Genomic DNA, 23,780 nt, shown 5'->3' with positions numbered 1-23,780 from the left:
TGTTCTCGGTTTCCAGATTTCACGGAAAAGCGAGGTTCCAAAAGAAAGGTTTTAATAAAACTAGCTAGGCTTCGTAATTCTCCCGTAAACACCGCCGCCGCCGGAGGATAGCTGCAGCGTACCGCGGCGAGCCATCAGAATATGACGAGCAATGGCTTCTCCCGCAGTCCTGGTAAGCTCCTCTTCAGAAGCCTGATGAAGGATCGCCATTTCGCTTCCGAAGGCGGCCAGGAGCCGTTTCAGCGTGACTTTTCCCAAGCCCGGAAGGAATTCCAGCGGTACCTGAACAAGATATGGCGGGCGGTGCACAGGAACGACAGGCTCCCTCCGGTCCGCAATGGAAAGAATTCGGTCCAGCACGCCTTGAACGGGGTTCAGGCTTCCGCACAGCGGGCAGCGATGTGGTGTGGAATGATTGAAATGCTCCTCCAGGACACTGCCGCAGCTACGGCAAAAGGTCCGATGATATTTACCCAGCCGGGGGTCCAGTCCGTAATTCCGGACAACCCGTCGTCCTTTTTTGCGCTGGATGGCCATAACAAATTCGTCATACGACGGATGATCCAATAACAGGACATTGTACTCACGGCCGATTTTAGAGAGGGAATGGGCATCCGAATTAGTCAGAAACGTAAACTCATCCAGCTCAGACAGCAAACCTGCCATAGAGGTATCCGCACTCAAGCCCAGCTCGACCGCAAAAATGAGTGAAGGGTCCAGCACACGCTCCATCCGGTCTGACATACTGCCGTAAAGGCCTTTATACGGCGTGAAGATATGTGCCGGAATGAGCAGCCCTCCGCGCTCCGCAACCTCCCGCTGCAGGCTCCGCGGCTCAACATACAAGCGCTGAGAGCTAAGCTGAACATTTTTCATAGAACGAGACATCCATAATGTAAAGCTCTTCATGTCCGCAAGCGTCCGCAAATAAACAAGCACATGGCAGGCTCCCAGCTCCGGAATCGCAACTTCAAGCTCACAGCCTAACAGAATGACCGTGTTCTCATAGGCAATCCCTCCGCCTGCAAGCTCCTGCATCACACCGTCGCGCAAGCAAGCCTCAATATCTGCCTGTACAAAAGGAGAATGGCAGTCAATGATCCCGATCATATGAATGCCCTTGCGCTCCGCGGCCTCTTTGGCTATAGCTTCAAAGGTTAGATTTTTGCTGCCGCTGATCTTGACAGACTGCCCGTTGCCCGCTCTGCCAATGTGAATATGGAAGTCACCATAATAGGGCTGCAGGTGATCCAGATTCGCTGTGGACACCTAAAGGCTCCCGGTCAGCTTGTATATTTTCCAGGCGTAGACAGCCATGATCGTTTTGGCATCGCTAATCCGCTCCTCCTGAATCAGGCGCTCCGCCTCCTCCAGCGTAACCTCTGTCATCTCCAGGAATTCATCCTCGTCGGGCTGCATCGCTCCGGCCTGAAGCTCCTCAGCCAGATATAAATGAATGATCTCGTCGGCAAAGCCGGGCGAGGTGTAAAAGGATTGCAGCTTCCGGATCGTTCCGCAAGAGTAGCCCGTTTCTTCTTGAAGCTCTCTTTTCGCGGCTTCCAGCGGATCCTCTCCCGGCTCCAGCTTGCCAGCAGGAATTTCGACCTCTGTCCGGCCAAGGGGCTGCCTATACTGCTCCACGACTAGCATTTTGTCCTGATGAAGCGCAAGGACGGCAACAGCTCCCGGGTGCCGCACAACCTCTCTCGTAGCCATACTGCCATCCGGCAGCATCACGGTATCAACCTGAAGAGAAATGATCTTGCCATTAAAAATAGAATCGCTGGAAATGGTGCTTTCATCTAGCGCTTCATTCGCGGGGTGACGGGAATCCGCAGATGGGCTCATGTAAAATAACCTCCTTGGTATAAAAACGTCATGTCTGACCATGCTTTTGCATAGGGTGTATTATATCAAACTTTCGATGAAAGAAGGAAACAGGCATGAAGAGCTATCGCGGCACAAATTCGATTCACTGGGTGGGACAGGCCTGGCAGATTAAAATCATGCTGAAGCAATGGCAGCAGACCTGGGGTCCAGATGCCCGAATCCAAGATTTGATCCACGACAAAATGGTGTATAAACGCGAAAAATAACCTCTATTCTTAGGACTATATACTTATTTTTCGACTTTTTTCTATTTTTTTCGTACTTTCACCATGACTTTTTCCCTTTACGAGTGTTCTATACATGGGAGGTTGCCTATGAGAGAACTTATGGATTGGAATTACGAACATGAACCAGCACCGTCACAGCCTTTTGCACTCGGTCAGTGGTACGAGAGACGCGGAAGGCTTCATAAAGCGCTGTCCTGCTTTAAGGCAGCCGCCCTGGATTTACCGGTTCAAGGACATCACCCGGCCGGCCAGGCCACTCCATCGGAGCTATGGATGCACTACGGAAGAATTCAAGCCAAATTAAATCGTGCTGCCGAAGCCGATCAAGCCTTCAGACAAGCCTTGCTGCTGGGAGGCGGCGATATTCTGCCGGCGTTACAGGAGTGGGCCGCGCTGCTTCATAAGAATAAATGGTCAGATTCAGAAATTTACGAGCGTTTTAGGTCTGAGGATGTCCTTCAGCTTGTCCCCCCGCAGGCCGCAGGGGAAGCCTTAATGTATATCGGTGCTTATGCCGAAGCTGCCCGCTGCTATGACTCGGTGCCTGCTCTGACAGGCGGAGACAGAATCAAGCATATTCAGTGCCTGATTCTGTGCCGGCGTCTGGAGGATGCCGTGTCATTGATTCTGCAATGGCTTCAAGGTCAGGATGCAAGCCCAAGCCTGCTCACATCCGAGGAGTCCAGCTTCGCCAATCATGCCTTGCTGCTCTGCCAGTGGAGATTACACGGGATTGTTCCGGAACCGGCTGGAGACAGCGCCCCTAGCTTTCGCCAGCAAATGGCTAACACGGCTATATCGCTAGGCATGCTTGCTGAGGCCGAGCAGCTATTACAACGTGAAGGAAGAAGCGGGGAGCTGCGGCTGATACAACATCTTTATGAGGAAGGGTACTTCAAGAGTGCACTGGAGCGGCTGCAGCATATCCATCTTAGCAGCTCCGAGCTGACTCATTGTGAGGCTGCAAGAATCCAGATGATTCGCGCCGAGCTGCTGTACGATCAGCATCTATATGCAGAAGGCGCAAGTGCGTTTAAGCTGCTCCGCTTGCAAAGCCCTCACCTCATGCTTGCCAAATACGGTGAAGCAGCATGCTGCCTTCAGGCTTCACTAAGCTCGTTATCCGCCCGGATTGAGAAGCTGTGTGCGTCACCCGCGGCTCAAGAACAGGTGGTTCGTTATATGGAATGCATCCACAGTGCGCTGCATGTGCTCGAAAGCAGCGGCTGGCATACCTCCTGGACACCGGGCCAGCTTAGAAGAGAAGCAGCCCCCCGCCAGGCGGCATGCTTAAACTAGTGAAGTATGCTCCATACAATAACAAGGGGGAGCATATCAAAGTACATTCTTGTTTAAAGAGGCAGCTCTCTTGAGTGAGATCTGAAGCAAAACATAAAGACATGGTGGAGTCAGGGAGGGGATCCCAGCACCGCCATGTCTTTTTTAGGGTCTATTGCCGTCTTCTTCAACAGGTTATGAGCAAGCGAAAGCCATCACACCAAGAAATTTGGGGGCAACAGCAAGGGGAGGAACGTTACGTACGCGGAGCATCTCGCAACAACAAACGAGGCCATCCCGCAAGACCCTAGATCCTGTGGGACAGCCCCTTTTTTTTGCGTGCTTCTTAATGCGCCTTAATGCTGAGTCTCTTGAAAAAGAGAAAGGACAATTGTGGCTGCCTTTACAAGATTATCCGCATGGATGCGCTCTTTCGTGGTATGGATGTTCTCATAGCCTACTGCCAGATTCACCGTCGGAATGCCAAGTCCGTTAAATACATTGGCATCACTCCCGCCTCCCGAAGTAAACAGGCTAAGCTTCAGGCCGGCCGCCTCAATGGCTCGCTTCGCAAGCTGAACAACCTCGTCATGCTCGTTGTAGCTGTATGCCGGGTAAATAATTTCGCTGCGAAACTCACTTTTGGCTCCATACTCGCGTACCGTCGTTTCCAGCGCTTCCCGCATATTCGAGATTTGCTGCTCTACCTTCTCCTGGACGATACTGCGTGCCTCTGCATCAATCTGTACGTAGTCACACACGATGTTTGTTGGTCCACCGCCTTGAAACTTGCCAATGTTGGCTGTCGTCTCTTTATCGATCCGGCCCAGCTTCATCGCGGCAATCGACTTTGCGGCGACCTGAATGGCGCTGATGCCGTCCTCGGGGTTGACTCCGGCATGTGCTGACCTACCATGAATGACCATCTGAATGCGCGCCTGGGTAGGCGCCGATACGGCAACAGAGCCAACCTCTCCGTTCGAGTCAAGGGCGAAGCCAAAATCAGCGTCAAGCAGATCCGGCTGCAATGCCCGAGAGCCGACAAGTCCAGACTCTTCTCCGGCTGTTATGACGAACTGAATCTGACCATGAGGCAGGTTGTTCTCCTGAACCACCCGGATGCTTTCCAGCAATGCGGCAAGCCCTGCTTTATCATCCGCACCCAGGATCGTAGTTCCGTCACTGCGGATATATCCGTCTTCCCCAAGCTCCGGCTTCACCCCTTTCCCTGGTGTTACGGTGTCCATATGACAGGTGAATAAGAGCTTGGGAGCATGCTCAGCCTGCTCCGCCTCCCAGGTTACAATGAGGTTGCCCGAGCCATGACCTGTTCGCTCTTTGGAATCATCCTCCTGCACTTGAAGGCCCAGCGCGCCGAATTTTTCTTTCAGTACTTCACTGATCTGTTCCTCGTGCCCGGTTTCACTATCAATGGAGACAAGCTCCATAAATTCATTCAGGATTCGTTCCCGGTTTACCACTGGACTTCCCTCGCTTTCTCTGATAAGTTACAATAAGTCTAAACGTTGAACCGTCGGGGACAACCTGCATCCGTTCATGAACTCAAAATTAAAGGAGTAGCATCATGCAGCAAAAAAAATGGTTTCGCATCGTCATCTACCTCATGCTGGCCGCTATGATCGGCTCTACCCTGTTTATTGTGCTTGAGCCTCTGCTTGTGCCATAGCGCCCCCTGAATGCATGCTTCAAGACCAATCAGGCGGCAGCTTAGCCTCATAAGGAAATACCCGGGTGAAGCATGCTGTAATCTCCCGGGCCGCTTCCTCCATGTCGATTTCCCCTCCGATACACTCTTCCAGCGAGGTAATGCCATACTGCTGAATTCCACACGGAACGATGCCGGCAAAGCCTTCCTGCTTCACCTGATCCTTAATGTTAAGCGCAAAACCATGGCTAGTAATAAAGCCACGGTGCTGCCGCGCCTTATTAAACTTCACCCCAATGGCACAGATCTTGGCGTCACCGACCCAGACCCCCGTATATTCCGGCTTTCTGCAGGACTGAATCCCAAACTGCTCTAGATAGTCCATGATGACCTGCTCCAGGCTGCGAAGATAGCCGTGCAGATCCAGCTGCTTGCCTCCCTCCAGGAGCAGCAGCGGGTACCCGACCAGCTGCCCGGGGCCATGATACGTAATATCCCCGCCACGGTCAATCTCAAACAGCGTAATTCCCCGCTCCTTGAGCTCGCGCTCATCCAGAAGCAGATGCTCCGGATGGCGCTGAGAGCCCATGGTATAGGTAGGCGGATGCTGGAGCAGCATCAAAGCCTCATTCGATTGTCCCTGATCAATCTGGGAGGCGCGTGCTTTCTGCAGGTCCCAGGCGGCCGCATAGTCCAGCTGAGGCGTATAGGTCACATCGAGCGCTTTTGTCATTGTATCTACCACCTTCAACAGAACGGGATGAATTAATACAGCTTAGTATCCGGTGTAAAGCCCTCCAGATTATCCTTGACCCGCTGCAGGAATCGTCCGCAAATGACACCATCCAGAATTCGATGATCCAGTGACAGGCACAGGTTTGCCATCGACCGGACCGCAATCATGTCATTAATGACGACAGGCTTCTTCACAATCGATTCAAAGGTGAGGATCGCAGCCTGTGGATAGTTAATGATCGGATAGGACAATATAGAGCCAAAGGACCCGGTATTATTCACCGTGAAGGTCCCTCCCTGCATATCATCCAGCGTGAGCTTGCCTTCTCGGGTTTTGCGGGCCAGCTCCTCGATTTCCCGGGCAAGGCCGGCAATGTTTTTTTGATCTGCATTCTTGATGACGGGAGTCATCACAGAGTCCTCGGTGCCTACAGCCAGCGACAGATTGATATCCCGCTTGACAACGATCTTGTCTACAGCCCAGTAGGAGTTCATAATCGGGTAATCCTTGATCGCACTGACGACCGCCTTCAGCAGAAAAGCAAGGTAGGTCAGGTTGACTCCCTCTTTGCGCTTGAACTCATCCTTCACCTTGCTGCGCAGCAGAACCAAATTGGTCACATCGACCTCGATCATCGTCCAGGCATGCGGAATTTCAGAGACGCTTTGACGCATGTTCCGGGCAATCGTATTTCGAATTGGCGTCACATCAATATACTGCTCGGAACGGCCAGAACCGGCTTGCTCCACCTCGATCTTCGGAATTCGCGGCATTTCAGTAAGATGCAGGCCGGAATGCCGCACGTCAGGAATGGCTGTGTCCAATGGCTGGCTGCTGCGCGAAGCATTAGGCTCCTTGCGCGGCTCAAAAGGCGAGGCGGAAGCCGGGCTAACTGCTACATCTCCAGTGTCCCCTGCCGCCGGAGCCGGTTGCTCCATTGCCTTCATCACATCTTTCCGGGTAATTCTTCCGCCCATCCCACTACCGTTTACACGGCTCAGGTCAATGCCATGCTCTGAAGCCAGGGCTTGCACGGCGGGAGAGTACCGGTTGCGCATGGAGGCATCTCCTGAAGACTTTGATGAGGCCGTAGCAGCAGGAACGCCTTCTCCTATGGCCTCAGACTGTGCCTGCGGCTGGGATGGAGCGTCTTGCGTTTGAATGAGACAGATAATTTCTCCTACACTAACCGTGCGTCCTTCCTCTGCGAGAATGTCCCCCATGACTCCGTCCAGTGTGGACGGGATCTCAGCATTCACCTTATCTGTCATCACTTCACAGATGGGCTCATATTGCTCAATGGGATCCCCCGGCTTCTTGAGCCATTTCCCGATGGTGGCAGACACTAGTGATTCGGCCAGCTGCGGCATCGCAACCTCCGTCATTTTCCCGTATTCTGACATGCTCACAACTCCCTGTAGCTTTAGTAAAGCGCCAGCTGGCGCATCGCTTCTTTAATTTTGTCTTTATTCAGCATATAAAACTTCTCCATTGGCGGGCTGATGGGCATCGCCGGAACATCCGGCGGGCATACTCGCGTGATAGGCGCATCCAGCTCATACAGGCATTCCTCTGCAATAATTGCAGCTACCTCAGCTCCAATCCCACCGGTCTTGTTATCCTCATGCACGATCATTACCTTGCCGGTCTCTTTCACAGCTTCAAGAATTCCTTCTTTATCGAGCGGCTGCAGCGTTCTTAAATCCAGCACATGTGCCGTGATGCCCTCTTCCCGTTCCAGCTCCTCCGCAGCCTGAAGCACGAAGTAGAGCGGCTGGCTGTATCCAATTACCGTAATATCCTTACCTTGGCGCAGCAGGTTCGCCTTCCCGATCGGAACGGTATAGTCATCCTCAGGCACGTCTCCGGTAATGAGCTTGTAGCATTTCTTGTTCTCAAAATAAAGCACGGGGTCCGGATCCCGAACTGCCGCCTTCAACAGCCCTTTGGCATCGTAAGCCGTAAACGGCGCTACAATCTTCAAGCCGGGCGTGCCAAAAAAGATCGACTCCGGACACTGGGAATGATACAATCCCCCGAAAATGCCGCCCCCGATCGGAGCGCGGACTACGATGGGACAGCTCCAGTCATTGTTCGAGCGGTAACGGATTTTGGCTGCTTCGCTGATAATCTGGTTCGTAGCGGGCAGCATGAAGTCAGAGTACTGCATTTCTGCAATGGGCTTCATCCCATACATGGCTGCTCCAATGGCGACGCCCGCAATGGCAGATTCAGCAAGAGGAGTGTCCATGACTCGCATTTCTCCGAACTGCTCCATTAATCCTTTCGTCGTCGTAAAAACGCCGCCTTTGACGCCGACATCCTCACCCAGCACGAATACAGCGTCATCCCGCTGCAGCTCTTCCTTCATCGCGAGCCGGATCGCATCGATATACTCCATAACAGGCATGCTTAGTTTCCTCCTTCATTCTCGGCGTAAACATGCCGCAGTGTATCTTCTGGCAGCGGAAACGGCGCCCGATCTGCAGATTCGGTAGCTTCTTTTATTTCCAGATTTAGCTGGGCAATGAGGTCCTCATCCTTCTGCTCATCCCAGATTCCGCAATCGACCAAATACTTCTTAAAGCCTGCCAGGCCATCCTTCTTCCAATGATCCTCTACCTCTTCCTTCGTCCGGTAGGCAAGATCATTATCCGAGGTGGAATGCGGTGAAAGCCGGTACATCATAGCTTCGATCAGGGTCGGTCCTTCGCCTCGAACCGCACGCTCCCGAGCCTCCTTCACCGCTGCATACACCTCCAGCGGATCATTCCCGTCTACGCGAATGCCCGGGAAGCCATATCCCAGAGCCCGATCGCTTACGCGCCCGGCAATTTGCTTGTGAAGCGGCACAGAGATGGCGTACTGATTGTTCTCGCACATGATAATGACGGGAAGCTTGTGAACCCCGGCAAAGTTACAGCCCTCATGGAAATCCCCCTGGTTGCTGGAGCCCTCACCAAAGGTGACAAAGGACACAAAATCCTTATTCTGCATCTTCGCGGCTAAAGCGAGTCCGACTGCATGCGGCACCTGCGTCGTCACCGGGCTCGAGCCGGTCACAATACGCAGCCGCTTGCTGCCAAAGTGCCCGGGCATCTGCCGTCCGCCGCTGTTCGGATCCTCAGCCTTGGCGAATGCGGAAAGCATCAGCTCTCGTGGAGTCATGCCTACAGCCATAACAAAGGCATAGTCGCGGTAATACGGGAGAAAATAATCCTTCTCGCGGTCTAGCGCAAAGGCAGCACCTACCTGGGCAGCCTCCTGGCCAATGCCGGAAACGTGAAAATTAATTTTGCCTGCCCGCTGCAGGAGCAAATTCCGCTCATCAAATTTCCTGGCCATCATCATATATCTGTACATGTCCAGCACTTGGCCATCGGATAAACCAAGCTGCTCATGTCTAGTCTTCGAAGAATTGCTTACTTCTTGCATGAAGATCCCTCCTTCATCATCCAGCCAAGTTAAAGAGATATATGGTGCCTGTACCGCGCACTATAACTTAGTATTAACACCTGGTACTAAGACTTGGCTTTAACTTATTATAATCCCTTTTTGTCTAAAAAGAAACGAAGGATTGCTCTGAGTCACCTCTAGTCAGATTCCAATGGCTCGTCCATCCAGATGCAGCATCGCCTCGCCTACGATTTCAGACAGCGTCGGATGGCTGTGGACGACATAGCCCACTTCTGTGGCTGCAGCATCGAGCACCTGTGCCAGGGCGGCTTCCCCAATGAACTCCGTAGCATGAGGTCCAATGATATGAACCCCTAGAATATCATCAGTCTCCGCATTCGCGATCACCTTGCAGAAGCCTTCGGCAGCCCCTTGAATGAGAGCCTTACCGTTGGCTGAGAACGGGATCTTACTGATCTTGAGCTTGTCATTCTGTGCCTTGGCTTCCTTCTCTGTGAGCCCGACGCTGGCTGTTTCAGGACGAGTGTACACGCATCTGGGAATCCATTCACTGCGATAAGGATGCAGCGGCTGACCAGCCAGATGCTGTACCGCCACCAGTCCTTCATGAGCCGCAGCATGGGCCAGCTGAAGCCCGCCAATGACATCGCCGATGGCATAAATATGCGGCTCTGTCGTCTGCATATGCTTGTTCACGGAAATCACGCCGTCCGTCACGGAAACATCCGTATTTTCCAGACCGATCTGATCCGCGTTTCCTTTTCTGCCAACGGATACTAGAATCGTGCTTGTCCGCATTTCGTGCTGTACTCCGTCCTTTACAATCTGGATGCAGACCTCTTCTCCCCGCACTTCGTATGTATCGGTCTGAACATATGCATCCGTCCAGATGTTCACTCCCCGCTCAGAAAGATGCTTTCTCAGCTCGCGGCTGATATCCTCATCCTCGGCTGGCAGCAGCCGGGGCGCGGCCTCCACCAGAGTAACCCGGACTCCGAAATCATTCAGCATAGAAGCCCACTCTACGCCGATCACTCCGCCTCCCACAATCAAGATAGATTCTGGCAAACGTTCCATCTGCAGGGCATGACTGCTGTCCATAATGCGCTGACCGTCCGGGACCAGACCCGGCAGCTCCCGCGGGCTGGAGCCTGTAGCGATAATGAGATGAGACGGCACGACCGTTTCCATCTCACCATCCGGCAGCTCCACCGCCACGGCTCCGCTGCGAGGCGAGAATATGGACGGTCCGATGACACGTCCCTTTCCATATATGACCTGAATTTTATTTTTGCTCATTAAATATTGAACGCCCTGATGCAGCTTCCCGACAATGTTGTCCTTGCGCTGCAGGACCTTGCTGAAGGACAGGCGAACGCCATCAGCTTCAATGCCGTAAGCTTCGCTTTGATTCATCTCTGCATACATTTCGGCACTTCTCAGAAGAGCCTTGCTCGGGATACATCCGCGATGCAGACAGGTTCCACCCAGCTTGTCCTGCTCAATCAGCACGACAGATTTCCCCAGCTGAGCCGCCCGGATCGCCGCTGTATAACCACCCGTTCCCCCGCCGAGTACAGCAACATCACATGTTATCGTCAATTGTAAGGCACCCCCGTTATGTACTTGATCCTCTTGTTATTTTACTCTCTTTTAGAATGATTACAAATGTCAGTCTCTTTCAAATAGACAGTGTGTCTGGAAACAGGTATGATAAGGAAGACTCTATGGACAAGGCAGGTAGTGATATGAAATTGCTGATCTCCCGATTTATTGCCATTCTTATTCTGGTCATTCCTGGGTTTATGGCTATGAAGGGCTTCCTCATGATGAAAGATGCTCTGTTTCTATATATCGCTGTGCACGGTGATGATACTGCGCTTCATAAGAGCTTTAATTGGCTGACCTTTGGCGGCGGACTGATCCTATTCATTCTCGGTATCGGATTTTTGGCCGGCTGGGTGCTGTTTCGCGACCGGAAGCGGAATTATGTCGGCCCCCGGTTCAAGGAGAAACGCAAGCATTAAGGTACATGGTTTTCATGCAGATCATGACCAGACTGAAGGAAACACCGGCAGCGTGAGCTTCCCGGTGTTTTTTGTGCTCTATCGACCTTATACCTTAGGATCGCTCACTTTACTCGTATAGCGCTTCTTTTAGCCTTGTGGACATCACGTCTTGCCGGGACGCCCTTAGCGCCGCTTTGCGCAGCTTATAGTTCTGCTCCTCCAATGCATCCAGCTCCTGGATCAATGTCAGTATCCATGCGGCAGCCTCCTCGGTCAGCTTTCCTTGAGTCAGCAGCTCCTGATAGCGGCCAAGCCGCGATTCATTCGTTTCCTTATTCATGTTTTCGTCCCCTCCGTTAGAATGAAATACGCCACCTCCTGTGCGGTAAGCTCCTCGCTCCCCATCTACAAGAAATGACGTATGATCCACACCTTAAGTGTGTCAGCTCACTGCCCCTAACCCTTTCAAGACACCTTATGCTCAATTCTCAGCTTGTCCGCCACCATGGCTATGAATTCGCTGTTGGTTGGCTTGGATTTGCTGATGTTAATCGTATAACCGAATAGATGGCTGATGCTGTCAATATTGCCGCGGGTCCAGGCTACTTCAATCGCGTGGCGGATAGCACGCTCGACGCGTGAAGGCGTGGTCTTGAATTTCTCTGCGATCGCTGGATACAGCGTCTTGGTGATGGCACCCAAAATTTCAATGTTGTTGTACACCATTGTAATGGCTTCACGCAAATATTGATAGCCTTTAATATGCGCTGGAACTCCGATTTCATGAATAATGGACGTAATGTTAGCATCCAGATTCTTGCCCTTGCCCATAGGAACCACATTGGCCTTGGATGTAGAGGCAGCAAAAGAAGAGGAGCCTGCCAGGCTTCCGGATACTCCAACCAGCTGGCGGATTCGACTGGCCAGTACTTCCATGTCAAAAGGCTTCAGAATATAATAAGATGCGCCCAGCTGGACAGCACGCTGCGTAATATTCTCTTGGCCGAATGCCGTCAGCATAATGACCTTCGGCTGCGGAGAAAGGTTCATCTCCCGAAGCCGCTCCAGCACGCCCAATCCGTCCAGATGAGGCATAATAATATCCAAAATAAGTACATCCGGCACCTTGCCGGTCTGCTGGATCATGCTTAGTACCTCGTCGCCGTTATACGCAATACCGCTGACCACCATATCTGGTTGTTCCGAAATATACTCCCCTAACAAATTTGTAAACTCGCGGTTATCATCAGCCAGTAACACTTCGATCTTTTGCAATTGATGCTCCTCCTTTATGATCACCTGGATTATTCATGTCCAAATTATCTTGATAAGGATTTCGACAACGGGGTTTAAATTCCTTCTGTCGAAAATTATTTTTCTTTATTTTTTTCAATTCCTGATTTATAATTAATATTTTATTTCAATTTACCCTCTAATTCGCCTGCAATCGACAAAAAATCTTAAGGCGTTAGCTCGCCTTAAGATTTTTGGGTCTGTCAGGTTTCGCCGGAAGCACTCCGGAGTCCTGAAGCATCCATTCGATAAAGCAGCCGTAGCCGGATTTCGGATCGTTGACGAATACATGCGTCACGGCACCGATGAGCTTGCCATTCTGGACAATCGGACTGCCGCTCATCCCCTGCACAATCCCGCCCGTTTTCTTAATCAGCCGCGGATCTGTAATCCGGAGCACCATCCCTTTGGTAGCCGGCGCGTCCTGCTTGGATACATGAATGATTTCTACGTTGAACCTTTCCACCTGCTGGCCCTCTACAACGGTAAGAATTTCGGCAGGTCCCACTTTCACCTCACCGGATAATCCCACCGGAATGGGTTCAGGATAAAGACTGTGTTCCGGCTTATCCTTCATCTTGCCAAAGATGCCAAACGGTGTATTTCTCTGTACATCACCCAGCACACGGCTGTCCTTCAAGAAATGCGCACGTTTCTCACCCGGCTCTCCCTCTTCGCTGCGCGAGATGGAAGTAACGTTGGACTGAAGAATCTCACCGCTTCCGACCTCAATCGGGGTCTGGGTATTCATATCGGTAATGACATGTCCCAAGGCTCCATACACCTTCTGATGAGGCGCGTAAAAGGTTAATGTCCCGACACCCGCTGCAGAATCCCGAATGTACAGGCCCAGGCGCCAGGTCTGATCCTGTTCGTCAAAAGCAGGAGACAGCTTCGTTCGCATTTCATGGCCGTCACGCTTAAAAATAATGTTCAGCGGCTTGTTGGCTTTTCCCGCCTGGTCCACAATGGCAGCCACTTTGGTGACATTATCCAGGGGCACACCGTTCATGGATGTCAGCAGATCACCCAGCTTCAAGCCGGCGCTTTCTCCCGGAGAAGCTTTCCCGCCACTGCCCCCATGAACCAGATGATGTCCGACAACGAGAATGCCGGCAGATTTGACCTTCACGCCAATCGTCTGTCCGCCGGGAACTACTTTAAGTTCGGGCATGACATCGACGTTCACGGTCTTGAGAGGAATGGTACCAAATAATTTCAGTTTAACCTGGGCGCTCCCGGCCTGCTGTGAGGTCAGCTGAATCGGATTGCGCAAAGAAACCTGCTGGGCATGATGAAAGGAGCCGTTAACCTGAACGACTTCCGGCCGATCCACAGAGGCCACCGCCTGTACAGGCATTGCCAGCTGCAGCTTTCCTTGCTGTCCGCTGAACATGGAAATATGATCCGGCAGCCTGGAGAAGGATTGAACAGGCTCAGCAGCGGCAACAAAGCAAAGAAAGAAGGCCATCAGCATTCCGAGCAGCTTTCTCTTGAGGTTGGGGTTCAATGGCTGTCACGCTCCCTTTTTCTTCTTTCGCTTGACGAAAAGGTTGGTCGCCAATTGCGTACCTTTAAGTTAACCTTGCCCCCACCCTTTTATAACTGTCAATCATTGACCCGCAGGCTGCCGGGAAGCTTTTTGCGCCTTCGCCAAATTCAGCATTTCCTGGGCATGATGAAGTGTTTTTTTAGTGATTTCCACGCCACCCAGCATCCGGGCGAGCTCTTCCACCCGTCCCTTCTCCTGCAGTGGCTCCACCTGCGTCATCGTTCTTCCTTCATCCAGTCTTTTCTCGATCAAGTATTGATGATCTGCCATGCACGCCACCTGCGGCAGATGGGTGATGGAGAATACCTGACAGCTTCTCGCCAGGATAAACAGCTTCTCGGCAATAGACTGGGCTGCGCGTCCGCTCACTCCCGTGTCTACCTCATCAAAGATCAGCACCGGAATCTGGTCATGTCTTGCAAAAATACTCTTCATAGCCAGCATGATCCGGGACATTTCGCCGCCGGAAGCAATTTTGGCCAACGGCCGCAGCGGCTCGCCGGGGTTTGGAGAGATGAGAAATTCCACGCTGTCTATTCCATGCCGGCTTAGGCGGATTTTTTGGCCACCATATTCGACGCCGCCGGAAGGATCCAGCTGCAGCTCGATCTTTACCTCCAGTGAAGTTCTCTCCATTTGAAGATCCTTTAGCTCATGCTCCACCTGAACGGCAAGGCTGGCTGCCATGTTACGGCGAGCCTTGGACAGCTCTTCTGCAGTCCCCAGCAGCTGTTGAAGCAAAATCTCCCGCTCTTCCCGCAGCTTCTCCAGATGCTCATCCTTGTTCTCCAGAAGATTACTTTCCTTCTCAATGTTCTTGTAGTATTCCAGAATCTGCTCTACATTATCCCCGTATTTCCGGCGAAGACTGGATATGGTGTTCAAGCGGTCATCAATCTCACTGAGACGATCGGGATTGAACTCAATCCCATCGCGGTAGTCACGTAGCTGGAATACTGCATCCTCCAGCTGATAGTAGGCGGATTGCAGCTGCTCCAGAATAGGCTTTAATTCCTTCTCATCGTAGCCCGCTACATCCTCCACCCGGTTCAAGGCCCGGCTAATGGACTCTAGACCGCTCGCGCCGAACAGAATATCGTAAGCACCGCTGACCGAGTCCATCATCTTCTCGCTATGTGACAGCTTCAAGCGCTCCTCACCGAGCTCTTCATCCTCACCGGTGCGAAGCTTGGCGGCAGCGATCTCTTCCAGCTGATAACGATACATATCCAGCATTTGATACGCCTTCTGGCTGGTCTCCAGCAGCTCGTTAAGCTCTTTATCCACTCGGAGATAAGAGCTGTATTGCTCCTGGTATCGCTGCTTCAGCGGACCAATGACAGAGCTTCCGTAGGTGTCCAGCAGGCTGAGATGACGATCCGGGCGCAGCAGGCTCTGATGCTCATGCTGCCCGTGAATGTTGATAAGCTGCTCTCCAACCTCCCGAAGCATGCTGAGATTCACCAGCTGGCCATTAATGCGGGATGTGCTTTTCCCTTGGGCGGTCAGCTCCCTGCGAATGAGCAAATGCTCCTCCGGATGCCCCTCAATCCCCAGCCTCTCCAAGGTTTCCCATACCGGATGCTGCGGCGTGAGGTCGAATAAGGCTTCAATTTCTGATTTGTCACAGCCGTAACGGACCAGATCTGCAGAACCCCGCCCGCCCGCCGCAAGTCCAAGCGCATCAATAATAATGGATTTTCCCGCTCCCGTTTCACCCGTCAGTACATGAAAGCCCGGAAAAAACTGTACATCCACCGATTCAACAACAGCCAAGTTGCGGATCGATAAGGTTGCTAGCATAATGAAGCACCTCCACGCTGGAATATGATAATCAGGAAATATACCCCATGATTTGCGTGACGACGGTCTCGCTGTCTTCTTCGGTCCGGCAGATCATGAGTATCGTGTCATCGCCGCATATCGTTCCCATAATATGTGACCATTCCATGTTGTCAAGCAGCACCGCGACGGAATTTGCCGTCCCTGGCAAGCATTTCATGACAACCAGGTTACCCGTTCTGTCAATATGCACAAAATTGTCTACCAAGGCCCGCTTTAGCTTCTGCACGGGATTATACCTTTGGTCCGTCGGCATGGAATATTTGTATCGTCCGTCATCCATCGGGACCTTGATCAGCAGCAGCTCCTTGATATCCCTTGATACCGTCGCCTGTGTGACCTGAAAGCCTGCGTCGCGCAGTGCTTCAACCAGCTCATCCTGCGTCTCGATCTCCTGATGAGTAATAATGTCCCGGATTTTGATATGGCGTTGTCCCTTCATGTTACCAGACCCTCCTGAGCTTGCCCCTTAATAATGATTCTTGCTCCACATTTCATCTGTCCACTCCATCGTTACTTTCCGAACCGTTCCCTGCTGATCATCGACATAGAGGAGTCCGGCACAGTCCGGGTACATCAGCAGCACCGGCATAAGCCGGTCCCTTACTGAAGCCCCGCTCCAGTCCATCGCCATTCGCTCGCGCGAGAGCTTGACCAGGTAAAGCTGCCCCTCCTCATCGGAGGCTACATAATCCACGAACAGGCGGCTATACACCTCCTGTGCCCCGATCTGAAAAGAAAGATTGATCTTTACCTTTCCGCCTATAACCTCATAACCCTCCTGCAGAAGCAGCTCAAGCGCCGGATGATCCTCAATCTGTTTGTGAATAGGCACCGTCGTAAAGACGGCCGTTTGCGGAGACGTCAGCCACCGATTCAACCGCCACAGCACGACTCCTGCTGCCATAACCGCCAAAACCACCATGAGCACCCTGTCGATGTTTTCATGCATTTTTGGTTTCACCTCAAGAGGTGTAATTCGTGAATGAAAAAGTGAACTCCTTTATTTCAACAAAAGAAACCCATCATTTCGATGAGTTTCCCGTGAATGTATGAGCCGCCTGTTTGACCGTATCCTCGATCAGCTTGCTCAGAGCCTCAGGAATATGTTCCTTCTCTTGCTCCGGTGCTTCCGTCAGCAGGCCCGGCTCATCGGCAGTCACTGCCCAATGCGCCAGAAATTCAATATTTCCTTCACCGCCGGTAATGGGCGAAAAAGTAAGTCCCTTGAGGCTGAAGCCAAGCTGTGCTGCAAATCCGAGCACCTCTTGAAGCACCTCCCGGTGAACCTTGGGATCCCGGACCACACCGGATTTGCCCACCTTCTCCCGTCCGGCCTCGAACTGGGGCTTGATCAGCGCAGCGACATCTCCCGGCTTACCAATTAACACCTTCAGGACGGGCAGGATGAGCTTAAGTGAGATAAACGATACATCAATGCTCGCAAAATCAGGACTCGGACCCTTCAGCTCTTCTGGCGTCATATAGCGAAAATTCGTCCGTTCCATCACCTGGACACGATCGTCATTGCGCAGCGACCAGTCCAGCTGATTGTACCCGACATCAATGGCATAGACGTACGAAGCTCCATGCTGAAGCGCGCAGTCTGTAAAGCCGCCGGTAGAAGATCCGATGTCCAGCATGCTTACTCCTTTTAGATCCAGTCCGAAGGTCCGAATAGCCTTCTCCAGCTTAAGTCCCCCACGGCTTACATAAGGGTGCAGTGCACCCTTTACCCGAATCTCGGCCGAGCGGGGAATTTTCATTCCCGCTTTCTCGATCCGTTCTGTTCCGGCATAGACGAGGCCGGCCATAATGGCGGCCTTCGCCTTCTCCCGGCTGTCATAAAACCCCTGCTCTACGAGCAAAAGATCAATGCGTTCTTTTTGTATGGAATCCATGCTATGCTCCTAAGCTCTGATACTAGGATGAGACACTGCGCTTGTTCCGCGCACCGACCGCAGGTGCAGTCAGTTCTCTTACCCGTGCGCATACTGCTTCGGCAGTTAAGCCTACCTCTGCCCTCTGCTGCTCGACACTGCCGTGCTCAATGAAGCGGTCCTCAATTCCCATCAGGGAAACGACAGCATCATAAGCCCCTTGCTCTGCAAAATACTCCAGCACGGCGCTGCCAAGACTGCCTGCTTGAGAAGCTTCCTCCAGCACGATCATCGCAGTGTGGGAAGTCGCCAGTTGATCCAGCATTCCCGTATCCAGCGGTTTCATAAACCGCGCGTTTACGATCTGTACCTGAACCCCTTCACGCTTCAGCATATCAGCGGCCGTCTCAGCCAGCTGCACCATAGGTCCTGCCGCCAGAATAGCACAGCCCTCTCCACTGCTCAGCTTCTCCCAAGAACCGATCGGGATCGTCCGCAGCTCTTCGTCCAGGCTTACACCCAATCCGCTCAGGCGCGGATAACGGTATGCAATCGGGCCATCATTGTATTCAAGCGCCGTATACATCATATGACGAAGCTCATTCTCATCCTTCGGCATCATCATGACAAGGTTGGGAATGTGACGCATAAATGCGATATCGTATACCCCTTGATGGGTTTCTCCGTCGGCACCGACAAAGCCGGCCCGGTCAATCGCGAACATCACATTGGCGTTATGCCGGCAAATATCATGCACAATCTGATCATACGCACGCTGCATAAAGGTAGAGTACACCGCAAACACCGGCTTCATCCCTTCCATAGCCAGGGCCGCGCACATCGTCGCTGCATGCTGCTCTGCGATACCGACATCAATCATTCGGTCCGGGAATTCCTTGCTGAAAGGAATGAGCCCCGACCCTCCCGGCATGGCCGGAGTTACAGCGACAATACGATCATCCTGCTTGCCCAGCTCCACCAGTGTCGCGCCGAACACATCCGTATATTGCGGATTACCCACGGATTTCAATACCTGTCCGGACTCAATCTTGTAAGGAGAGATCCCGTGCCATTTATGCGAATCGTTCTCTGCAGGATGGTATCCCTTGCCCTTTGTCGTAATTACATGAATGAACACCGGTCCGTCCACATTATCCGCCTGGCGCAGTGTATCCATCAGCTTGCCCAGATCATGCCCGTCTACGGGTCCCAGATAAGTAAAGCCCAGCTCTTCAAAAAGAATCCCCGGCACCATCATATACTTCAGGCTGTCCTTTACGTTCTGTGCCGTCTTGGCGAGACGATCTCCGATCGCCGGAATCCGCTTGAGCAGGCTCTCCACCTCATCCTTCGCTCGAAGGTAGTGGCGGTCTGAGCGAATCTTGCTCAAATAATTGTGCATCGCACCTACATTTGGGGCGATCGACATCTCATTATCATTCAGAATGACCATCAGCTTCTTCTTCTCATGGCCAATATGGTTCAATGCTTCAAACGCCATGCCGCCGGTTAAAGCTCCATCCCCGATTACGGCTACGACGCGGTTGCTGCCGCCCTTCAAATCACGAGCGAGCGCCATGCCCATCGCTGCAGACAGCGAGGTGCTGCTGTGGCCCGCTTCCCAAACGTCATGCTCACTCTCGGTGCGCTTGACGAAGCCGCACAGCCCCTTGTATTTACGGAGCGTGTCAAACTGGTCCTTGCGCCCAGTCAATATTTTATGAACATAAGCCTGATGGCCCACATCAAAGATCATTTTATCGGAAGGACTGTCAAAGCAATAATGCAAGGCCAGCGTGAGCTCCACCACTCCCAGATTCGATGCAAGATGTCCGCCGGTTACCGATAGCTTTTCGATTAGAAACTGGCGGATTTCGGCCGCCAGCTCGACCAGTTCCTCAACCGACAGTGTTTTTAAATGCTCCGGTTGCTGTATTGTTGGAAGCAGCACAATGAATCTCCCCGCTTTCCTTGGTTAAGTTTATAGACATTAGACATTATATCACAAAAAAACCGCTTGCATGTACATCGCGCTTAGTGGTCCCGGGACATCAGATAATCGGCAATTTCCAAAAGACGCTGAACATCCTTTAATCCCGCACCTTCAATAACTTCCTTCGCTTCCCGAGTTAGCTGCTCTACCTTCTGCTGTGAAGCCTCCAGGCCGATAAAGTACGGATACGTAACCTTCTGCTGCTTGACGTCGCTTTGTACCTTTTTGCCCAGTTTGGCTTCATCTCCGGTCAGATCCAGAATGTCATCTTGAATTTGAAAAGCCAGCCCCAGATGATGACCGAACGTTCGCAGTGCCTGCAGCGCATTCTCCTCCACACCAGCGATTCTGCCGCCAGCCAGCAGCGAGAACATGATCAGATCACTGGTCTTGTGGAGGTGAATATACTCCAGCTGCTCCAGATTCGTAAGGCCCTGCTCGCCTTCCATATCAGCCACCTGACCTCCGACCATGCCCCTCGGGCCGGCGTACTCCGAGAGCTCCTCGACAATAGCGAGCACTGCATCAGCAGGGACCCCGTGCTGCCTAGAGGCTTGAACGACACTGTAAAATGCATGGGTGAGCAGAGCGTCCCCGGCCAATATAGCCGCCGCCTCACCGAACACCTTATGATTCGTCGGCTTGCCGCGTCGAAAGTCATCATCGTCCATGGCCGGGAGATCATCATGAATTAAAGAGTATGTATGCACCATTTCAACTGCGCAGGCTACCGGAAGCGCAGCCTCCCGCTTCCCGCCGCCTGCCTCGCAGGCGGCGACCACAAGCAGCGGCCGCATCCGTTTGCCTCCCGCCATCAGGGAGTAGGACATGGATTCCTGCAAGCTTTGCGGCACACTCCACTGTGATGGCAGGAAGCTGCCCAGCTGATCATTCATCAGGCCCCCGATTTCTTGCATATACTGCTCCAGCGTCAACCGGTTATTCAAGCTCACCCGACTCCTCCATGGATGTGCCGAACGGACGGCGCTTAACCTCTCCGCCTTCCTCCACGACCATCTCGATTTTTTGTTCGACCTGCTCCAGCTTCTGGCTGCACAGCTGGGATAGCTTCATTCCCTTCTGGTACAGATCTATGGCTTTCTCCAAAGGCACGTCTCCATCCTCCAGCTGGCCGACAATCAGCTCCAGCTGCTCCATTGCTTCCTCAAAGCTCATCTCTGCTTCACTCGACATGTTCCTTCTCCTCCTTGATTCCCCAGATTTGACATTGCAAAGAGCCGTCACTGACCTTGACCTGAACCAGATCGCCGGGCTGAACCTCGCTCGTCTTCTTGATCAGCCGACTTTCGTGCTCATCATAGACCAGGCTGTAGCCGCGCGACATGACCTTCAGTGGACTGAGTGCATCCAGATGGCGGATTCTTGATAGAAGCTCCTGTCGTTTCGACCGCAAAATAAACTGCATCGCTTGCTTTAGCTGATCGCTGGCGTCATCCTTTCTCCTGCGTCCCGCCTCGGCCTGAACCTTCGGATTCAGCCGAACCAATCCCTGATTCAGAGAAGCCAAGCGCTCCCGGCTGTAGCGTGTATGTCCCTGCAGACTGCCCTGCAGCCGCACTTTGAGCAGATCCAGCCGCTCGGCATGCCGGAGCATGTAGCGGCGAGGATGCACCAGTGCCGGAGAGCGTTGCAGCGAGGACAGCTGTTCACGCCTTCTGCGAAGGGACTGCTGCAGGCTCTGCCGGAGCTGCTTCTCCCGTTCCCGCAGCCTTTCCTTCAGCTCCAGCTGATTGGGAACAGCCAGCTCGGCGGCCGCTGTCGGGGTCGCCGCCCGGAGGTCAGCCGTGAAATCCGCGATGGTGAAATCCGTCTCATGACCTACTGCAGAAATGACAGGTATTCCGGAAGCATAAATAGCTCTCGCCACCGGCTCCTCGTTAAAGGCCCACAGCTCTTCAAGCGAGCCGCCGCCCCGGCCTACGATGAGCAGCTCTGCTTCTTGCAGCCGATTCAGCACCGTAATACCCTTGACGATCGAGGCCGCAGCCCCCTTCCCCTGCACCAGCACGGGGTAAAGCACCACTTTAGCCTGTGGATAACGGCGTCGAAGTGTAATCATGATGTCCCTGACCGCAGCGCCGGTGGGCGAGGTAATAACCCCGATCGTCTGAGGGTAAGAGGGTATAGGGCGTTTGCGCTCCGCGGAGAACAGCCCTTCACTTTCAAGCTTCTTTTTTAGCTGCTCAAAGGCCAAATACAAGGATCCGATCCCGTCCGGCTGCATGTGAGTGGCGTAGAACTGATACTGTCCATCCCGTTCATACACCGTCACATTACCTCGAGCAATAACCCGGGCACCTTCCTTCGGAATAAAGGGAAGCTTCTGGTTGTGAGCCGAGAACATGATTGACTTGACACGGCTGCCCTCATCCTTGAGCGTGAAATACATGTGACCGCTGGAATGATGCGTAAAATTCGAAATCTCTCCCCGAATCCACACGTCCGAAAGCCGGGGATCTCCGTCCATTTTCATCCGGATATAGCGGTTCAAGTCCTTGACGGAAAGAACGCGCTGCGGCTCGGCCGGTTTCATCATTAGGCCAGCCCGTTCAGGCGCTTCGCCGCCAGCAGCGTGTTCTGCATCAGCATGGTGATTGTCATCGGGCCCACACCGCCGGGAACCGGAGTAATATAGCCGGCAGCCTCTTTAGCGGATTCATAATCCACATCGCCCGCCAGCTTGCCGCTGTCCAGACGGTTGATGCCTACATCAATGACAACGGCGCCCGGCTTGATGTAGGAAGCATCCACCTTGTTCGCAATACCAATGGCGACCACGAGAACGTCAGCCTGTCTTGCGATCTCCTGCATATTAGCCGTGCGGGAGTGACACATCGTTACGGTTGCATGCTCCCGCTGCAGCAGCAGGGATACGGGTTTGCCGACAATATTGGATCTCCCGATAACAACGGCGTGCTTGCCTTCAAGCGTTAAACCGGTGCGTTTGATCAATTCAATAACCCCTGCCGGCGTACAAGGAAGCAGGCTGTCCTCTCCGATGACCAGGTTACCCACGTTAACGGGATGGAAGCCATCTACGTCTTTTTCAACAGCAATCGCGTCAATCACCGCTTTCTCCTCAATATGCTTTGGCAGCGGCAGCTGCACGAGAATGCCGTGAATCTGCTTGTTCTGGTTCAGCTTGTCCACCAGCGCAAGCAGCTCCTCCTGACTGGTTGATGCCTCAAGACGGTGCACCTCGGAATAAAAGCCGAGCGTTTCGCAGGCCTTTGCTTTATTGCGGACATAAACCTGGGAAGCCTGGTCTTCGCCGACCAGTACAACAGCCAGACCGGGAGTGACACCCTTGCCTGCAAGCTCCTTGACTTCCTCCTTGATGGTCTCCCGAATTTCCTGCGACACCTGTGTTCCGCTAATTACGTTTGCACTCATTTCAAGCCTCTCCCTTGTCATTGAAATTGAAATCGTGGAATCGTAAACCTGGACTGCTGCTATTAGTTCGTTCTGGCTGCGCTGCTACTCGGCAGAGCCTTCCAGGCGTGCCGTTACCTGCTCCAGATCCTGAAGCATTTTCCCCAGTACGCCATTGACGAACTTGCCTGACTCCTCCGTGCCAAAATGCTTGGACAGCTCGATCGCTTCATTCACGGCCACCTTGCCAGGCACGTCATCACGGTAGACCATCTCATAGACAGCCAGACGCAAAATTTGACGGTCTACGCGAGACAGACGGCTAACCTGCCAGCCCTTCAAATAGTCTGTCAGCACACCATCCACGCTGTCTTTCACCTTCCAGCAGCCGTTAACAAGCTGAAGCAGGGTATCGCGGACGCTGTCTTCATCGCCGTCTATGCTGCGCTCGGTCTCATTCTCCTCGGCTGCTTCAGACAGCAGCATGGCAACGGCTTCCCCGCTCTGTACATCGTTCATTTCCATTTGATACAAGCTTTGAACTGCAATTTCCCTGATGACACGTCTTTTCATGTGTTTCCTCCTGCTTGGACCTTTTGAATCC

At 52.8% G+C, this 23,780-nt stretch carries 25 protein-coding genes; 4 read left to right on the top strand and 21 right to left on the bottom strand.

Going from position 1 to position 23,780, the window contains the following annotated elements; translation table 11 throughout:
• Window positions 1–60 precede the first annotated feature (60 nt).
• Window positions 61–1,269, bottom strand: coding sequence for an endonuclease Q family protein (locus E6C60_RS08795; RefSeq protein WP_233281183.1), 1,209 nt, complete (start codon window positions 1,267–1,269; stop codon window positions 61–63).
• Window positions 1,270–1,848, bottom strand: a complete 579-nt coding sequence (locus E6C60_RS08790) for an NUDIX domain-containing protein (RefSeq protein ID WP_138225512.1) — start codon at window positions 1,846–1,848, stop codon at window positions 1,270–1,272.
• A gap of 95 nt (window positions 1,849–1,943) precedes the next feature.
• On the opposite strand from E6C60_RS08790, the gene E6C60_RS08785 reads away from it, so the two are divergent.
• Both E6C60_RS08785 and E6C60_RS08780 read left to right on the top strand, forming a co-directional pair.
• A complete protein-coding gene (locus E6C60_RS08785; protein ID WP_138225511.1) occupies window positions 1,944–2,096 on the top strand; it encodes a Z-ring formation inhibitor MciZ in 153 nt (50 codons plus the stop codon).
• 108 nt (window positions 2,097–2,204) lie between these two features.
• Window positions 2,205–3,416, top strand: a complete 1,212-nt coding sequence (locus E6C60_RS08780; RefSeq protein WP_138225510.1) for a tetratricopeptide repeat protein — start codon at window positions 2,205–2,207, stop codon at window positions 3,414–3,416.
• 335 nt (window positions 3,417–3,751) lie between these two features.
• Here E6C60_RS08780 and E6C60_RS08775 read toward each other — a convergent pair whose 3' ends face one another.
• Window positions 3,752–4,876, bottom strand: coding sequence for a tripeptidase T (locus tag E6C60_RS08775; RefSeq protein ID WP_138225509.1), 1,125 nt, complete (start codon window positions 4,874–4,876; stop codon window positions 3,752–3,754).
• Between the two features lie 104 nt (window positions 4,877–4,980).
• On the opposite strand from E6C60_RS08775, the gene prli42 reads away from it, so the two are divergent.
• Window positions 4,981–5,082 carry a stressosome-associated protein Prli42 gene (gene prli42, locus E6C60_RS08770; RefSeq protein WP_138225508.1) on the top strand — a complete coding sequence of 34 codons (102 nt, stop codon included), beginning with the start codon at window positions 4,981–4,983 and terminating at the stop codon, window positions 5,080–5,082.
• Between the two features lie 19 nt (window positions 5,083–5,101).
• Here prli42 and lipB read toward each other — a convergent pair whose 3' ends face one another.
• The 5 genes from lipB to lpdA form a co-directional block, all read right to left on the bottom strand.
• Window positions 5,102–5,794 (bottom strand): lipoyl(octanoyl) transferase LipB, encoded by a 693-nt coding sequence (gene lipB, locus E6C60_RS08765; RefSeq protein ID WP_138225507.1) that lies wholly within the window; start codon window positions 5,792–5,794, stop codon window positions 5,102–5,104.
• A 32-nt stretch (window positions 5,795–5,826) separates the two neighbouring features.
• Window positions 5,827–7,200: a dihydrolipoamide acetyltransferase family protein gene (locus tag E6C60_RS08760; RefSeq protein ID WP_138225506.1), complete on the bottom strand. Its 1,374-nt coding sequence runs from the start codon at window positions 7,198–7,200 to the stop codon at window positions 5,827–5,829.
• Between the two features lie 20 nt (window positions 7,201–7,220).
• Window positions 7,221–8,207 (bottom strand): alpha-ketoacid dehydrogenase subunit beta, encoded by a 987-nt coding sequence (locus E6C60_RS08755; RefSeq protein WP_138225505.1) that lies wholly within the window; start codon window positions 8,205–8,207, stop codon window positions 7,221–7,223.
• 2 nt (window positions 8,208–8,209) lie between these two features.
• Window positions 8,210–9,232: a thiamine pyrophosphate-dependent dehydrogenase E1 component subunit alpha gene (locus E6C60_RS08750; RefSeq protein WP_138225504.1), complete on the bottom strand. Its 1,023-nt coding sequence runs from the start codon at window positions 9,230–9,232 to the stop codon at window positions 8,210–8,212.
• A 162-nt stretch (window positions 9,233–9,394) separates the two neighbouring features.
• Window positions 9,395–10,816 carry a dihydrolipoyl dehydrogenase gene (gene lpdA / locus E6C60_RS08745; protein WP_138225503.1) on the bottom strand — a complete coding sequence of 474 codons (1,422 nt, stop codon included), beginning with the start codon at window positions 10,814–10,816 and terminating at the stop codon, window positions 9,395–9,397.
• A 146-nt stretch (window positions 10,817–10,962) separates the two neighbouring features.
• Here lpdA and E6C60_RS08740 point away from each other — a divergent pair, with 146 nt between their 5' ends.
• Window positions 10,963–11,241 (top strand): DUF2627 domain-containing protein, encoded by a 279-nt coding sequence (locus E6C60_RS08740; protein WP_138225502.1) that lies wholly within the window; start codon window positions 10,963–10,965, stop codon window positions 11,239–11,241.
• A gap of 109 nt (window positions 11,242–11,350) precedes the next feature.
• Here the strand turns inward: E6C60_RS08740 and E6C60_RS08735 are convergent, their stop codons facing one another.
• The 13 genes from E6C60_RS08735 to nusB all read right to left on the bottom strand — a co-directional run bounded on the left by E6C60_RS08735 (window position 11,351) and on the right by nusB (window position 23,749).
• Window positions 11,351–11,563: a hypothetical protein gene (locus E6C60_RS08735; protein WP_138225501.1), complete on the bottom strand. Its 213-nt coding sequence runs from the start codon at window positions 11,561–11,563 to the stop codon at window positions 11,351–11,353.
• Window positions 11,564–11,688: 125 nt separating this feature from the next.
• A complete protein-coding gene (spo0A, locus tag E6C60_RS08730) occupies window positions 11,689–12,498 on the bottom strand; it encodes a sporulation transcription factor Spo0A (RefSeq protein ID WP_138225500.1) in 810 nt (269 codons plus the stop codon).
• A 193-nt stretch (window positions 12,499–12,691) separates the two neighbouring features.
• Complete coding sequence (gene spoIVB, locus E6C60_RS08725; RefSeq protein WP_138225499.1) at window positions 12,692–14,026, bottom strand: SpoIVB peptidase; 1,335 nt, start codon at window positions 14,024–14,026, stop codon at window positions 12,692–12,694.
• Between the two features lie 102 nt (window positions 14,027–14,128).
• Window positions 14,129–15,871 (bottom strand): DNA repair protein RecN, encoded by a 1,743-nt coding sequence (gene recN / locus E6C60_RS08720; RefSeq protein ID WP_138225498.1) that lies wholly within the window; start codon window positions 15,869–15,871, stop codon window positions 14,129–14,131.
• A gap of 31 nt (window positions 15,872–15,902) precedes the next feature.
• Window positions 15,903–16,352, bottom strand: a complete 450-nt coding sequence (gene ahrC / locus E6C60_RS08715) for a transcriptional regulator AhrC/ArgR (protein ID WP_138225497.1) — start codon at window positions 16,350–16,352, stop codon at window positions 15,903–15,905.
• Window positions 16,353–16,379: 27 nt separating this feature from the next.
• Window positions 16,380–16,862, bottom strand: coding sequence for a hypothetical protein (locus E6C60_RS08710; RefSeq protein WP_138225496.1), 483 nt, complete (start codon window positions 16,860–16,862; stop codon window positions 16,380–16,382).
• Between the two features lie 73 nt (window positions 16,863–16,935).
• Window positions 16,936–17,811, bottom strand: a complete 876-nt coding sequence (locus tag E6C60_RS08705) for a TlyA family RNA methyltransferase (protein ID WP_138225495.1) — start codon at window positions 17,809–17,811, stop codon at window positions 16,936–16,938.
• A gap of 22 nt (window positions 17,812–17,833) precedes the next feature.
• A complete protein-coding gene (dxs, locus tag E6C60_RS08700; RefSeq protein ID WP_138225494.1) occupies window positions 17,834–19,741 on the bottom strand; it encodes a 1-deoxy-D-xylulose-5-phosphate synthase in 1,908 nt (635 codons plus the stop codon).
• An 83-nt stretch (window positions 19,742–19,824) separates the two neighbouring features.
• A complete protein-coding gene (locus tag E6C60_RS08695; protein WP_407669155.1) occupies window positions 19,825–20,679 on the bottom strand; it encodes a polyprenyl synthetase family protein in 855 nt (284 codons plus the stop codon).
• Window positions 20,680–20,722: 43 nt separating this feature from the next.
• Window positions 20,723–20,977, bottom strand: a complete 255-nt coding sequence (gene xseB, locus E6C60_RS08690) for an exodeoxyribonuclease VII small subunit (RefSeq protein ID WP_138225492.1) — start codon at window positions 20,975–20,977, stop codon at window positions 20,723–20,725.
• Window positions 20,967–22,337, bottom strand: coding sequence for an exodeoxyribonuclease VII large subunit (gene xseA, locus E6C60_RS08685; protein ID WP_138227698.1), 1,371 nt, complete (start codon window positions 22,335–22,337; stop codon window positions 20,967–20,969). The genes xseB and xseA overlap by 11 nt, the downstream gene beginning before the upstream one ends.
• Before the next feature lie 2 nt (window positions 22,338–22,339).
• Window positions 22,340–23,197 (bottom strand): bifunctional methylenetetrahydrofolate dehydrogenase/methenyltetrahydrofolate cyclohydrolase FolD, encoded by an 858-nt coding sequence (folD, locus tag E6C60_RS08680; RefSeq protein ID WP_138225491.1) that lies wholly within the window; start codon window positions 23,195–23,197, stop codon window positions 22,340–22,342.
• A gap of 84 nt (window positions 23,198–23,281) precedes the next feature.
• Window positions 23,282–23,749, bottom strand: a complete 468-nt coding sequence (gene nusB, locus E6C60_RS08675) for a transcription antitermination factor NusB (RefSeq protein WP_138225490.1) — start codon at window positions 23,747–23,749, stop codon at window positions 23,282–23,284.
• Window positions 23,750–23,780: the final 31 nt, after the last annotated feature.

The organism is Paenibacillus algicola, from assembly GCF_005577435.1.
GTDB classification, from domain to species: Bacteria; Bacillota; Bacilli; order Paenibacillales; family Paenibacillaceae; genus Paenibacillus_AQ; species Paenibacillus_AQ algicola.
This window is presented reverse-complemented; position numbering and strand designations above follow the sequence as displayed.